At 41.4% G+C, this 15,891-nt stretch carries 10 protein-coding genes; 8 read left to right on the forward strand and 2 right to left on the reverse strand.

Annotated features, from left to right (window positions below):
* Window positions 1–28: 28 nt before the first annotated feature.
* Together Bovatus_RS17755 and Bovatus_RS17760 are read right to left on the reverse strand one after the other, a co-directional pair.
* Window positions 29–1,843 (reverse strand): glycoside hydrolase family 2 protein, encoded by a 1,815-nt coding sequence (locus tag Bovatus_RS17755; RefSeq protein ID WP_052587972.1) that lies wholly within the window; start codon window positions 1,841–1,843, stop codon window positions 29–31.
* A gap of 252 nt (window positions 1,844–2,095) precedes the next feature.
* Complete coding sequence (locus Bovatus_RS17760; protein WP_052587961.1) at window positions 2,096–3,205, reverse strand: glycoside hydrolase family 43 protein; 1,110 nt, start codon at window positions 3,203–3,205, stop codon at window positions 2,096–2,098.
* A 164-nt stretch (window positions 3,206–3,369) separates the two neighbouring features.
* On the opposite strand from Bovatus_RS17760, the gene Bovatus_RS17765 reads away from it, so the two are divergent.
* The 8 genes from Bovatus_RS17765 (at window position 3,370) to Bovatus_RS17800 (ending at window position 15,877) form a co-directional block, all read left to right on the forward strand.
* Entirely contained in the window at window positions 3,370–4,359 is a 990-nt protein-coding gene (locus tag Bovatus_RS17765; RefSeq protein WP_004299528.1) for a glycoside hydrolase family 43 protein, read from the forward strand.
* Between the two features lie 105 nt (window positions 4,360–4,464).
* A complete protein-coding gene (locus tag Bovatus_RS17770; protein ID WP_004299529.1) occupies window positions 4,465–5,037 on the forward strand; it encodes an RNA polymerase sigma factor in 573 nt (190 codons plus the stop codon).
* A 113-nt stretch (window positions 5,038–5,150) separates the two neighbouring features.
* Window positions 5,151–6,353, forward strand: coding sequence for a FecR family protein (locus Bovatus_RS17775; protein WP_032852760.1), 1,203 nt, complete (start codon window positions 5,151–5,153; stop codon window positions 6,351–6,353).
* 158 nt (window positions 6,354–6,511) lie between these two features.
* Window positions 6,512–9,943, forward strand: a complete 3,432-nt coding sequence (locus Bovatus_RS17780) for a TonB-dependent receptor (RefSeq protein WP_052587973.1) — start codon at window positions 6,512–6,514, stop codon at window positions 9,941–9,943.
* An 11-nt stretch (window positions 9,944–9,954) separates the two neighbouring features.
* Entirely contained in the window at window positions 9,955–11,874 is a 1,920-nt protein-coding gene (locus Bovatus_RS17785) for a RagB/SusD family nutrient uptake outer membrane protein (RefSeq protein WP_004299532.1), read from the forward strand.
* Window positions 11,875–11,897: 23 nt separating this feature from the next.
* Window positions 11,898–13,220, forward strand: a complete 1,323-nt coding sequence (locus Bovatus_RS17790) for a glycoside hydrolase family 76 protein (protein ID WP_004299533.1) — start codon at window positions 11,898–11,900, stop codon at window positions 13,218–13,220.
* A gap of 25 nt (window positions 13,221–13,245) precedes the next feature.
* Entirely contained in the window at window positions 13,246–14,388 is a 1,143-nt protein-coding gene (locus tag Bovatus_RS17795; protein WP_052587962.1) for a DUF4972 domain-containing protein, read from the forward strand.
* 22 nt (window positions 14,389–14,410) lie between these two features.
* A complete protein-coding gene (locus tag Bovatus_RS17800; RefSeq protein WP_052587974.1) occupies window positions 14,411–15,877 on the forward strand; it encodes a DUF4972 domain-containing protein in 1,467 nt (488 codons plus the stop codon).
* Window positions 15,878–15,891: the final 14 nt, after the last annotated feature.

A 15,891-nucleotide genomic window follows, 5' to 3' on the forward strand; every position in this document is an offset into this window, starting at 1 on the left:
TCAACAAGGAAAAGAGTTATTCTATTTATTATTTATTCAGAGAGTTACAAATCTGTTGGTTGATTTCTCTGACTTTAGCTTCATTCATCTTGATAACTTTACGGTCATAAGTCATCAGACCGTTGATTTCACCTTCTACGTCTGTTGTCTGGGTATATACGGCAGCAGAGAAGCCTTTCCGGATTAATTCCAACAGATGTCTGCCATATTTAATGTATTCGTTCGTTACTTCGTCCGATGTATTGAACTTCACATAACCCCAGTTTTTCTTGTCATTCACCCAAGTGTTTCCTTCTACTACCAAGCCGATACCTCCATATTCACCCAATACGGTAGCGCGTCTCGGATCGTAAAGGAACATGTTCGGACCCGGATAGTGGTGAAGGTCGAGAATATCGCCACAAGTATAGTGATTACCACCACTGGCAGGATTCACCAGGCGGCTAGGATCGTATTCTTTGGTCCATGCTACGATTTCCGGAGTCTTGAATTGTCCCCATGCTTCATTGAAAGGAACCCATACGGCGATACTCGGATAGGAATACAGACAGTCGATGATTTCTTTCCACTCTTTGCGGTAGTTAGCTTCCGAAGCAGCGGAACGAATCACTTCCGTACCGTTGAAATAATTGCGTGCCTGCCACTGTGGACTAGGACCACCGTTCGGCATATCCTGCCATACGATCAATCCTAATTGGTCGCAATGAGTGTACCAGCGTGCAGGTTCTACTTTGACGTGCTTACGTACCATGTTGTAGCCGAAGTCTTTCGTCTTCTTCAAGTCATAAACCAATGCTTCATCTGTTGGTGCAGTATACAAACCGTCAGGCCACCATCCCTGGTCGAGCGGACCGAACTGGAAATAGTCTTTGTTGTTCAATTGCAGGCGAGTGATGCCATTCTGACCCTTGCGGATAGAATATTTACGCATAGCCGTATAACTCTTTACCTGGTCTATTGCTTTTCCGTCTTTATACAGAGTCACTTCCATATTGTAGAGGAAAGGAGAGTCCGGAGACCACAGTTTAGCATTAGCAGGCATTGCCAGTTCAACGGGTACTCCGTTCAACGCTGCACCTTTGGCTACAAGATTCTTGCCATCGAATACTTTTACTTCCACTTTGTCTGCGGAGGTCGTATTGGCAGCAACTTCTACCTTAACAGAATTATTGTCAATATCAGGAGTCGTTTTCAGATTAGTGATGTATTGTGTTGCAACCGGTTCCAACCACACTGTTTGCCAGATACCTGTAACCGGTGTGTACCAAATGCCATGAGGGTTTGCTATTTGCTTTCCTCTGGGTTGTTCGCCACGATCTGAAGGGTCCCATACTTTTACCACCAGGTCATTATTTCCTTTATTAAGTACAGAAGTAATATCGAAATAGAAAGGAGTAAATCCGCCTGTGTGTTCGCCTACTTTTACATCATTCACCCAAACTTCTGCTTTCCAGTCTACTGCTCCGAAGTGCAACAGGATTTGTTTACCACGCCAGTTGGAAGGAACGTCGAAAGTGCGTTGGTACCACAGTTCTTCTTTTTCGTTTATCATTTTGCCTACGCCTGATAAAGACGATTCTACGGCAAAAGGAACAAGAATATCACCCTGGTAAGCGGCAGGTGCAGGAGTACCTTTGGGAGTGATTGCATATTTCCAAAGCCCGTTCAGGTTTTTCCAGTCGTTGCGCTCCATGATAGGACGCGGATATTCCGGCAATACGTTTTTAGGGTCAAGCTGTTCTCCCCACGATGTTTTGATTTTGTCACCGGCAGGTTTCCATTGAGCAAAAGTCGAACCGCATAAAGCCAATGCAAGCAGCATTGTTAGAAAATTCTTTTTCATGTTCATGGTATAAAAATATAGTTAGTTATTAGATATAAATTCTATTAAAAGGATATTGCAAAGAAAGGGGAATTAAAAGTGAATAAAGGAAAATTACCGTTCAAAAAACAGCAAATTCTCTTCTTTTTTATATAAAATCCCGTATAAAGCGGCTTCGGGTAATAGAGAATGGAAGTGATGGTCAGTTTTTGTCCTTTATGGGTTCATGTTAATTAGCGTTTGACTGCTGAATCGTATGAATCAATGTTTTTGTTATTTTTCAGCTATTTTTGTTCCTGATGGTTTGGGCAATATTGTTCCGGTTTTATCCGGTATTCCCAGTATAGGCATCCCATCTTTGTCCCACTCTATTTTTTGTAAACGGGGAGTACGTGAGTCCATTGCACCCGGAGCATCATTCGGTATCTGACGGGCATGATAAAGCATATAACATTCCTTTCCATCCGGTGAAGAGACGAAAGAACTGCCGCCGGGGCCAAAAACTTCATTCTCCGGTTCCTGCTGAAATACGGGTGTCGGATGTTTCTTCCAGGAAGCAGGGTCCAACAGGTTGGCATTGGCGTCTGCTGTTAGCAATCCTACACAATAATAGGGAGTCCAGCTACCGCTGGCGGAATAAAAAATGCATACTTTATCTTTATTCTTCGGCTGAAAGAAATGAGGGGCTTCGTTCACATGGATCGGATAGGCTGTTTTGCTGCCATCGGGATTCACCCATTGACACTCCCATTCATATTCAGGTTTGGAAATCAGAACTCTGTCGGAAGAAAGAGTCCACGGATTTTCCATCGAAGCGATGTAAATACATTGTGTCTCGCTGTCAATTCTTCGTTTTTGCCATCCGCACCAAATCATGTAACGCTGTCCGTTGTGTTCGAAAGTACTCGCATGAATTGCCCAGTTATTATCTTTGTCGGTCGGTATGCGCCCTTTCATGACAAACTTACCCTCTGTAGGAATATCAGCCTCGTTTTCAATCACATAAATCTGGTGATTGTCCATATTACCATCGTCTGCTGCGAAGTAAATATACCATTTGTTATTGATGCGATGCATTTCGGGGGCCCATAAGTGATGGGAATTGCTTGGATCGGTTGGTATCCATACCGGCTTTCTAAGACTGTCATTCAAATTTGTAATGTCACTGGTCTCCCAGAGCATGATTCTGCTTTCAGAGCCTTGCGTATAATAATATTTTCCTTCATAAAAAACAGCCCATGGCTCTGCTCCTCTTTCACGTAGCGGATTTGTATAAGTAGCTCCTGTTACGGCTTCCTTTTCCGGCTCTGTTTTCTTCTTGGGTTGACAGGATGCACAAATAATGATTAAAAGTACGGCTAGTAATAACAATTTGCTTTTCATGGTATTTTTCATTTAATAATGACACTGCAAAGAAAGCACAAAATCCTGATAAATCATCTTTTTTTTGCAGATTGGTTAGTATTTATCCTTAATTGGTTTGTATTTATTGAATTTCTAGTTGTTTTTTCTCATCTTTGTGGCACGAACTTTAAAATTGATATTGTATGAAACTGAAGCACCTTATTCTTCTTAGTGTTATTTGCTGTTCCCAGTCTGTATTTGGACAAAAAGCCAATCAACAACCGAAGACGAGTGGCAATCCTGTATTTCCGGGATGGTATGCCGATCCGGAAGGAATTGTATTTGGGGATGAATACTGGATTTATCCTACGTATTCGGCGCCTTATGACGAACAGACTTTCATGGATGCCTTCTCATCTAAAGACCTGGTGAACTGGACAAAGCACCCGAAAGTGTTATCAAAAGAGAATATTAGTTGGTTTAAACGTGCTTTGTGGGCACCTGCCGTGATTCATGCGAATGATAAATATTATATATTTTTCGGTGCGAATGATATCCAAAGCAATAATGAACTGGGCGGTATTGGTGTAGCTGTGGCCGACAATCCTGCCGGACCATTTAAAGATGCGTTAGGCAAACCTCTGATTGATAAATTTGTAAATGGTGCGCAACCGATCGATCAGTTTGTTTACAAAGACGATGACGGACAGTATTATATGTATTATGGTGGCTGGGGACATTGTAATATGGTGAAACTGGCCCCGGACTTGTTGAGTATCGTACCGTTTGAAGATGGTACCCTTTATAAGGAAGTAACCCCCGAAAAATATGTAGAGGGACCTTTTATGTTGAAACGTAACGGAAAATACTATTTTATGTGGTCAGAAGGCGGTTGGACCGGACCGGATTATTGTGTTGCTTATGCCATTGCCGACTCACCGTTCGGACCCTTCAAAAGAGAAGCAAAAATATTACAGAGAGATCCCAATATTGGAACAGGTGCCGGCCATCATTCAGTTGTAAAAGGGCCGGGAGAGGACGAATGGTACATCATTTATCATCGCCATCCTTTGGGTGAAACGGATGGAAACGCTCGTGTGACCTGCGTTGACCGTATGTACTTTGATAAAGATGGAAAAATAAAACCCATAAAGATGACTTTCGAGGGAGTAAAGGCAAGCCCATTGAAGTAAAATCTGAAAAGTTCAGCCCATCCGTAATTAATATTTTAATAAAGATGGGCTTTTTTTGATTTATTGTTTTATTTTTGTCCTTGTAAATCAAACATACTTATTATAATGAACCCAGATATACACACTCTTTCCGACTCACTTTTGTGGAAAAGGTTTCTCGAGGGAGATTCGAGTGCGTATACCCAAATCTATAATCGAACGGTGCAAGATCTGTTTCGATTCGGACTATTATATACTTCAGACAAAGAATTAATTAAAGATTGCATACATGATGTGTTTGTGAAAATCCACATGAATCGTGCAAAGTTAGCCCCAACAGATAATATTGCAGCTTATTTGACGGTAGCGTTGAAAAACACTCTTTTTAATGCGCTAAAAAAAACAACAGATTCTCTTTCGTTTGATGAAATAGGTGAGAGAGAAGAGACGGTTGACGAATCCCCTTCCACTCCGGAAACTATATATATTAATAATGAACAGGAAAAACAAGTTCAGGCAACCGTGCATACTATGATGTCTGTATTGACGGACAGACAGCGTGAAATTATTTATTATCGATATATCAAAGAGATGAGTATCGATGAAATCAGTAAGGTGACAGACATGAATAATCAATCTGTTTCTAACTCTATTCAACGGGCTTTGGGACGTATCCGGGACTTATTTAAGAGAAAATAAGAGAGAATAATCAGCCTATTTTTCCTATCAATCAAAAAAAAGTGGAAAAAACTTCGGAAAAGGTGAGTATAAAATGAAAGTACAACTGTTATTCATACGTAAAGACAATGAAAATGATGAACTCTGAACAAAAACATACAGATTTTTCCCTATATACTTTTGAAGAATTCCTTCAGAATGATTTCTTTATTTCTTCCATGAATTATCCTACGGAAGAAACACAGAAGTTCTGGGATGAATTTGAACAGATGAATCCTTCTAATATAGATGAATATATAGCAGCAAAAAGATATTTGGAGGTTTTTTCAAAAGAGAAAGAAGAAGTACTTTCAAACGAGGAAACGGATGATTTATGGACTCGTATACAGGCAACCAATATAAATAAGGAGAAGGCGAAACGTAAGAACTATTTCTTAATAGGATTGAGCTCGGCGGCCAGTGTTGCTATTCTTGTGGGATGTTTCTTCTTATTAAAGAGTTATTCTTCGGTGCTGGATCCGGATATTGCCACTTTTGCAGTGAATACCAAAGCTGATTTGCCTCTGACGGAAGAAACACTGTTGATTTTGGCGGAAGATAACGTAGTGAGCCTGAAAGAAAAAGAAACGGAGATTACGTATGATTCCGTAGAAATCAAAACAAATCAGGAAAGTATACAAAAGGAAAAATCGGCAGCTTACAATCAATTGGTCATTCCGCGTGGAAAGCGATCGGTATTGACGTTTGCCGATGGATCTAAAGTCTGGGTGAATGCCGGCACGAGAGTGATTTATCCGGTAGAGTTTGAAAAAGATAAACGTGAAATCTATGTGGACGGAGAAATCTACATAGAAGTAGCCAGAGATGAAAACCGCCCTTTCTATGTGCGGACCAAAGATATGAATGTCAGGGTGCTTGGTACTAAATTTAATGTAACGGCGTATGAGTCGGAAGCAATTAGAAGTGTAGTGCTGGCGCAAGGATGTGTTCAGGTAGAGACAGCCCGGACTCCGAAAGCGATTTTGGCTCCTAATCAGATGTTCAGTTCTGCCGATGGAAAGGAAAATATATCACAAGTAGATGTAGAACAGGCAATATCGTGGATAAATGGACTCTATTGTTTCCAAAGTGCCGATTTGGGAATAGTCTTGCAACGCTTGTCTACCTATTATGGTGTGAATGTAGAATTTGACCCAGCGCTAAGTAAAATAAAATGTTCCGGAAAAATCGATTTGAAAGACAACTTTGAAACAGTTATTAATGGATTAACCTTTGTTGCACCAATTTCTTATGCCTATGATGAACAATATAAAACGTATCGAGTAGTAAAGAAATAGATATAAAAAATAAGATAATAAACTAATCTAACTCCCGTATTTTATGGTAATTATTGAAGAGAGTGGATGATACGAACTATCATCCAGATGGGACTTGTGTGCCTATAAATGTTTAGATACAGAAAATAATATTATGAGAAATTTTTAACATGTTTAATATGAAAAATGCAATTAGAGAACGAAAGAGTAAGGTTCTCGGGCTATTCTTGTGCTTTTTACTTCTCGGAATAGACTACTCTTTCGCAAGTTACAACAATTATTCTCAATTTAAGACTCTTTCGGTCAGCATGAGTAACTCGACGTTGAGAGAAGTGCTTAAAACAATAGAGAAAAGTAGTCAATTTGTTTTCTTCTATTTAGATGACGCTGTCAACTTAGAACGTAAGGTATCTATCGACAGTAAGAATAAGAATATAGAAGAAATTCTTTCTGAACTTTTCGAAGGTACTTCGTGTACTTATCGGATCTCTGACAGGCAAATATTTATTTCCGGAAAAGCCCCTGCTTCAACCGAACAGCAACAGAATAAGCGGAAAATATCCGGACGTGTCACTGATATAAAAGGAGAGCCGCTTATTGGGGTGAACGTCACTGTGGATGGAGATGCAAATGGTTCGATTACGAACATGGATGGTTTGTATGAGATATTCGTAACCAAGAAGAGTGTAGTGCTTAAATTTACCTATATCGGGTTTAAAACTTCTGAAATACGAACCAATGCCTCCACCAACATTTATGATGTCACCTTGGAAGAACAGGTGAACGAATTGGAAGAGACTGTTATTGTGGGTTATGGTACCCAGCGTAAAATAAGTAATATCGGTGCACAGTCTTCCATGAAGATGGAAGATATTAAGACGCCTTCTGCCAGTTTAACAACTACATTGGCAGGTCGTTTGGCGGGTGTTGTGGCCGTACAACGTACAGGAGAACCGGGAAAAGATGCTGCTGATATCTGGATTCGTGGTATTTCCACTCCCAACACTTCTTCTCCGCTGGTATTGGTGGATGGAGTGGAACGTTCGTTCAATGACATTGATCCGGAAGATATTGAATCGTTGACAACGTTGAAAGATGCATCAGCAACAGCTGTGTATGGTGTACGTGGTGCCAATGGCGTAATTTTGATTAAAACCAAACCGGGAAAGGTAGGAAAACCGACAGTGAGCGCGGATTATTATGAATCGTTTACCCGTTTCACGAAGATGGTCGATTTGGCAGACGGTATCACTTATATGAATGCAGCCAACGAGGCAATGCGTAATGACGGTATTGCTACGAAATATACAGAAGATCAGATACGTAACACGATTGCCGGTAAGGATCCTTATCTATATCCGAATGTGGATTGGTTGAAAGAAATCTTTAATGATTGGGGACATAATCGCCGTGTGAATGTAAATGTACGCGGTGGTAGCGAGAAAGTCGCTTATTATGCATCAGTCAGCTACTTTAATGAGACAGGTATGACGGTGACTGATAAGAATATCGACACCTATGATTCTAAAATGAAATATAGCCGTTACAACTTTACTACCAATTTGAATATCGACGTAACTCCTACTACTAAGGTCGAGATCGGTGCGCAAGGTTATCTGGGAGAAGGAAACTATCCGGCCATCTCTTCTGCCGATTTGTATAATGCGGCAATGTCTATCTCACCGGTTGAATATCCGAAGATGTTCTTTGTTAACGGAGAAGCCTTTGTGCCGGGAACTTCAACCAATAACAACTTTAATAACCCTTATTCACAGGCTACACGTCGTGGTTATGACAACCTGACGAAAAATCAGATTTACTCTAATTTGCGCGTCACACAGGATTTGGATATGCTCACGAAAGGACTGAAACTGACTGCTATGTATGCATTCGACGTATACAATGAGATACATGTACATCAGGACCGTGCGGAGTCTACCTACAACTTCCTGGACACTAGTGTTCCTTACGATATGAATGGGCAGCCTATTCTGCAACGTATTTATGAAGGAAGTAACGTGTTAAGCTATACACAGGAAACGAGTGGTAACAAAAAGACCTATTTGGAGGCTTCCTTGAACTATGACCGGACATTTAACGACGATCATCGTGTTAGTGCGTTATTCTTGTTCAATCAGCAATCCAAACTATTATATCCGAAAGGGACATTGGAAGATGCGATTCCGTATCGTATGATGGGTATTGCCGGTCGTGCCACTTATTCATGGAAAGACCGTTACTTCGCAGAGTTCAACATCGGTTATAACGGTGCCGAGAACTTTTCGCCTAAACATCGTTTCGGAACTTTCCCTGCATTTGGTGTAGGATGGGTTGTTTCAAATGAGAAATTCTGGCAACCTTTGTCGAAGGCAGTTTCTTTCTTGAAGATACGTTATACGGATGGTAAAGTGGGTAATAGCGAAGTTTCCGACCGTCGTTTCATGTATCTGGATCAGATGAAAGAAAATGGAGACTATGGTTATAAATTCGGACCGAATGGAACTAAGTGGTCCGGTTATGAAACAGTGAATATGGCTGTTGACCTGATTTGGGAAGAATCTCGCAAACAAGACCTGGGTATTGACCTTAAGCTATTTAATGATGATCTGTCTATTGTATTCGACTTGTTTAAAGAACGTCGTGAAAACATCTTGTTGAAGCGTGAACATTCTATACCTTCATTCTTGGGATACAACACATCTGCTCCTTACGGAAACATCGGTATCATAGAAAATAAGGGATTTGACGGAACGATCGAGTATAACAAGCGTATCAATAAAGACTGGGTAATTGCGCTTCGTGGTAATGTTACCTTTAATAAGGATAAATGGATTCAGGGAGAATTGCCGGAACAGAAATACGAATGGATGAACCAATATGGGCACAACATCAATGGAGTGAAAGGATATGTTGCCGAGGGGTTGTTCACTCAAACTGAAATAGATGATATGGCACGCTGGGAATCTTTGTCGGATGCCAATAAAGCCATTACTCCCAAACCGTTTGCATCACAGTTTGGAACAGTGAAAGCCGGAGATATCAAATACAAGGATTTAAACAATGACGGTCAGATAGACGCATACGACCAGACTTACATTTCTCGTGGGGATGTGCCGACAACTGTCTATGGTTTCGGATTTACAGTAGGTTGGAAAGACTTGTCTGTGGGGATGATGTTCCAGGGCGTAGCAGGAGCCGAACGTGTTTTGAACGGTAGCAGCGTTAATCCGTTTAATGGCGGTGGTGGTAGTGGTAACCTTTACTCTAACATAGGCGACCGTTGGACAGAGGAAAATCCGGATCAGAATGCCTTTTATCCGCGTTTGTCTTATGGAAGTGAAACAACCAGTAATATTAATAACTTCCAGAAAAGTACCTGGTGGGTACGTAACATGAACTTCCTGCGTTTGAAGACATTGCAGATTTCTTATAATCTGCCTAAACCCTGGGTGAATAAAGTTCATCTGAAGAATGCGGCTGTATATGTAATGGGAACTAACCTGTTCACTTTGAGTCGTTTCAAATTGTGGGATCCGGAGTTGAATACCGATAATGGCGCTTCTTATCCGAATACGACTTCTTATTCAGTTGGTATTAATTTCACATTCTAAACAAAAAGATAATGAAAAAATATAATTATATAATCGTTAGTTTGCTGGCGTGTCTCTTGACGACATCTTGTAATGACTATTTTGACCAGGTGCCTGATGACCGTTTATCACTCAAGGAGATTTTCACAACCAGAGATGGAGCCTTGCGGTATCTTTCGAACGTATACACATTCTTACCGGATGAATTTAACCAACGTCAGGTGCATGAAACAAGTCTGTACCGTACTCCCGGTCCCTGGACAGGTTCCAGCGACGAAGCAGAGTGGACAAATGATAATAAAGGAAAATTGATAAATAACAACTCAATCGATGCTACCGAAGGAACGATGGTATTGTATCGCTGGAAGAGCTGGTTTTCAGGTATTCATGAAGCGGCAGTATTTACAGAAAATGTAGATCAGGCACCGCTGACTGTTACAGAAAGAAATCAATGGAAAGCGGAAGCAAGAGCTTTGCGGGCGATCTACTATTTTTATTTAGTACGTACTTATGGTCCGGTTCCTTTGCTTGAAAAGGACTTCCCGATGGATACTCCGAGCGATGAGTTGCAACTCCCGCGTAATACGGTAGACGAGTGTTTCGATTTTATCGTATCAGAACTGAAAGGTGCGCAAAACGATGGTTTACTGGATGATGCTTCTACCGACAAAGTGTCCGGATATGGCCGTATTGATAAGGCGATTGCACAGGCGTTTATCATCGAGGCATTGACTTATCGTGCCAGCTGGTTGTTTAATGGAGAGTGCAATTACTATTCTGACTTGGCTAATACGGACGGAACAAAACTGTTCCCTAACAAACCGGACGAAGCTACCAAACGTGCCAATTGGCAGAAAGTGATTAATGAATGTAACACTTTCTTCTCTAATTACGGAAGTCGTTATCATTTGATGTATACCAATAAGGACGGTGTTTCTGTTTCCGGTCCGGACTCGGAAGGCTTCAGCCCGACGGAATCTTATCGCCGTGCAGTAAGAACCCTGTTTTCTGAAATGGGTAACAATAAAGAAATGATTTTCTATCGTTTGGATAATGCTGCCGGAACCATGCAGTACGACCGTATGCCGAATAGATCCGGTAATACGACCAACTATAGAGGCGGTAGCTTGTTGGGAGCAACCCAAGAAATGGTAGATGCCTATTTCATGTCAAACGGAGAATCTCCTATTTCCGGTTATAGTGCTGACGGAGTCACTCCGATTATCAACGAAAAATCCGATTATGTAGAAGAGGGAGTTTCTACAACAGAATACAAAGGAACAGACGGTACCTTATATGCACCGACAGGAACCAGAATGATGTATGTTAATCGTGAACCTCGTTTTTATGTAGACATTACCTTTAGTAATTCAAAATGGTTTGATGGAACAGAAGGCGATTATATAGTAGATTTCACTTATAGCGGAAGTTGTGGTAAAGAACAAGGTAGCAATGACTATACAAGTACAGGTTATTTGGTGCGCAAAGGAATGGATTCCGGCGACCGTAACCAGAATTTGGTTTGTGTGCTCTTGCGTCTGACTAATATTTATTTTGACTATATCGAAGCGCTTGCGCATGTCAGCCCGACTCATGAAGACATTTGGACGTATATGAACATGATCCGTAAGCGTGCGGGTATTCCGGGATACGGTGAAACAGTCAATCTGCCTAAACCGACTACAACGGAAGAAGTCATGGAGCTGATTCGTAAGGAGAAACGCATTGAATTGAGTTTCGAAAACTGCCGTTATTTTGATGTACGTCGCTGGGGATTGGTAAATGAGTATTTCAACAAGGCAATTCACGGTATGAATGTCAATTATGACGGAAATGAATTCTTCAAACGTACGGAGATTGTGAAGCGTATTTTTGACCGTCAGTACTTCTTCCCCATACCACAGGGCGAAATTGATATTGATAAAAACTTGGTTCAGAATACAGGATTCTAAATACTGATTATAAAATAGAAATTATGATGAAACAATATATTTTCTCTGCAGTTTGTCTCATGTCCGGTGTCCTTTGTATGTCCTCTTGCAATGAGGATAAACAGGCAAAGCCATATACTCCGGATTACGAGATTGTACCGGAGTATACCAATGCGGATACCTGGACTGCCTATGAAGCATTTAATGATAACTTGCTGGACCCCGATAAGAACATTTATAAAACAAGTACCGCTTATACTGCTGCTACCGACCGTAATAACGGAGCTGCCGCTATCTGGTGCCAGCCGATCTATTGGGATATGGCCATGAACGCATATAAACGTGCAAAAGCGGAAGGAGATACGGAAAGAGAAAACAAATACAAGCAGTTGTGTGATGATTTGTTTGCCGGAAATAAAGCACATTATGTAAACTTTGATTTCGACGATAATAATGAGAATACCGGCTGGTTTATCTATGATGATATACAGTGGTGGACCATTACTTTGGCACGTGCTTACGAATTATTTAAAGTGGAAGAGTATCGCAGTCTGGCAGAAGCAAGTTTTGCACGTGTATGGTACGGTTCTCCCCGCGTAGGTGATACGGGTTCTTATGCAGATCCTGAAAAGAATTTGGGTGGAGGTATGTTCTGGCAATGGCAGCCTATCGGCAATCCGAATGAAAATGCTGCCGGTGATGGTAAGATGGCTTGTATCAATTTCCCGACTGTGGTAGCTGCATTGACCCTTTATAACAATGTTCCTACCGATCGTGTGGCTGATCCGAATCCGGAAAGCTGGAGTAATAAGTACGGTGATTTTACCCGTCCGCATTATGAAACGAAGGAAGCTTATCTGGCAAAAGGAAAAGAAATCTATGAATGGGCTGTGAAGAATCTGGTAGACAGCAATACCGGAGAGGTTGCCGACAGCAAGCATGGTGAAGGCAATCCGGCATGGTCGGACCATGTATACAATCAGGCCACTTTTATCGGAGCTTCATTATTGCTTTATAAAGCTACCGGTGAGAAAACATATTTGGACAATGCAATTTTAGGAGCTGACTATACAATGAATACCATGTCCGAAACGTACGATTTACTGCCGTTCGAGAGTGGCGTGGAACAGGGTATTTATACCGCTATCTTTGCGGAATACATGGCCATGCTGGTAAATGATTGTGGCCAGACCCAGTACGTACCGTTCTTGAAACGTAACATTAATTACGGCTGGGCTAATCGCGACCAGACACGTAATTTGTGTGGTGGCGAATATCATAAGGCACAGATAGAAGGTGCTACTATTGACAGCTATAGTGCATCCGGAATACCGGCATTGATGTTGTTGTTTCCGGCAGATAAATAATTGTAACCCATAAAAAAGAAGAATAATGAATACGAAATATTCAAATTGGAAAATGTGGTATTATGTGTTATGCATGGTACTGACACTTCAATTGGCGGCTTGTTCTGAAGAAACGCATGACGAGTATACTGCGGCTCCTGAAATAGAAGATACCTATATCGACCAACTGGATGCATTGATTGCTGAAATGACCGATTTGCAGCAAAATTCAGACTACGGAGATAAGAAAGGACAGTACCCCACCGAAAGCCGGGCAATTCTGACAGATGCGATAGATGATGCCAATCGTGCGGTACTTTTAATCAAATATCAGCAACCCTCTCCGTCGGAAAGTGAGAAACAACGCTATGTGGCAGAAGCCAAGGCGTCTATGGAACAGTTCAAGAGTACGATCCGTACAGAAGACGCTGAAACAACACCGGCTGAACTGTTTGTGGACGGACGTGGTGATGGTGGTTCTTATATCGATTTCGGACGTAGCGAAGAATATGTCAATTTCGGAACCGAAGGAAATCAAGCCTTTACTGTTGAGTTTTGGGTGAAAGTAACCAAAGGTGGTGGAAAAGACCAGAATGTGTTCCTGTCAACTTACATGGGCGGTGACGGATGGCGTAACGGCTGGATGATGTACTGGCGTAATGCGGACGGTGGTATTTATCGTGCAACTTGGGGCGAAACAGGAGGAAATATCTGTGAACCGTCACTAAAGGCACCGGAAGATGGAGAATGGCAACATTTCTTGTTTGTGTACAGTGATAAAGGCTTGCCGGGCAGTCCGGAGCTTCGTGCGAAATTGTATGTGAACGGAGAAGTGAAAACAACCGAGGGAAGCGTGGGTAACAGGTTCTATAATTCGAGCAACTATGCCAACTATAATGCACCGATGACCGCTTTCGGACGTTATATGCGTACTAGTGATAATCTGTTTGAAGAAGGCTTTGCCGGTTATATGAAAAAAATCCGTATCTGGAAGAGCGCAAAGGATAACGAATATGTTCAGAATTCTTATAACGGAACGGCTGAAGTGACGGGTAAAGAAGCAGATTTGGCGGCAGCATGGGATTTCATGACCAAACCTTCCGGTTCGGGTAATGAAGTAATAGACCTGACAGGTCGTCATACTGCTAAGATTATCGGTACTTACGAGTGGCAACGTATTGTTGAATAATAATGTAAAAACGATGAAAAACATGAAATGTTTAACTAATAAATGGAGAGAGGGAGCAATGCTCCTCTCTTTCCTCCTGATTTCTAGTCTGGCAGGGATATTTACCGCTTGTGACGATATTGAAGACGAGTATATGACAGATACACAATTAAGTATCTTACAGGAAAGCCGTGCGTCATTGAGCTATTTATTGAAGAATTCAACCTACGGAACTGCTCCCGGGACATATCCTGAAACCGGAAAGGATATATTAAATGCTGCTATTACCGAGTTGGATGCACTGATAACACGGGTAGAAGCTGGTGAGGAACTGGATGAAACAACTTTGGAAACTGCTGTAGCAAAGGTAAATCAAGCGATTGACGAGTTTAAAAATTCAAAATATTACAATCTGTCTCCGGAAGCACAGCAATATATCAATAATTTACTGGCTAAGGCGGATGAAATACTTGCAATCGTTAATGATGAAACGAAGTGGGGAAATCATCAGGGACAATATCCGGTAGAAAATAAGTCGGTTTTGGAGAGTGCAGCTAAAGATTTGGAAAGTCTGGCTGAAAGAATCAAATCCGGTTCCATCACAGATATGACGCAGGAGATTTATGATGAGACTATTGCTGCTGCCGATAAGAAAGTAGAAGAAGTTGAAGATTCTGCATGGCCGGATAACAGTCAGATTACCTGGAATCTGTTTGTAGATGGAAATGCCGGTTCCTATATAGACTTTGGTTATAGTGAGGATTATGTGAAGTTTGGAGAGGATGACAATCAGGCATTTACGATTGAACTTTGGGTGAATATCAAAGAATATTGCAATAAACAGGGAGAAGACAACTGTACTTTCCTTTCTACCATGACCAACGATCCTTATTGGAGCGGATGGCGTGCTCAGGATCGTACAAAGGGATTGTTGAGAACAATGGTTGCTCACTGGCAAGATAATAATCACACAAATCCACAAGAATGGGAACCGGGATGGAAAAAGTCGGACAACTGGACCAAAGATCGTTGGACGCATTATGCATTCCTCTTCAGGGATAAGGGATTGCCGGGATTTGATACTCCGACAGATGTGAAGTGTTATTCCATGATTGACGGTACGAGACAGGGTGAAATCATTCGTGTGGGTGAGTCCTGGAGAACGTATATCAATGAACAATCTATAGCTAATAAGGTCCACATGACCGGATTCTGTATGATGGACAATAATGGAAATCGTAACGAATGGTTCTCCGGTTACATAAAGAAGATCCGTATCTGGAAAACAAATCGGACAGAAAATCAGGTATATGCTTCTTATATGGGTAATGAAGAAGGTGTAAGTGCTGATAATCCGAATTTGGTAGAAGCCTGGGATTTTGAAGTGAAAGGTGATCAGCCTACTCAAAGTGCTACCAGCACAATAACAGGTTTGAAAGGCCATACGGCAACATTAGTTGGTGATAACTGGCAATGGATTGAATCCACAGACATTACAGATAACAAATAATTGTTTACCGGAAT

It is taken from the genome of Bacteroides ovatus, assembly GCF_001314995.1.
GTDB lineage: Bacteria > Bacteroidota > Bacteroidia > Bacteroidales > Bacteroidaceae > Bacteroides > Bacteroides ovatus.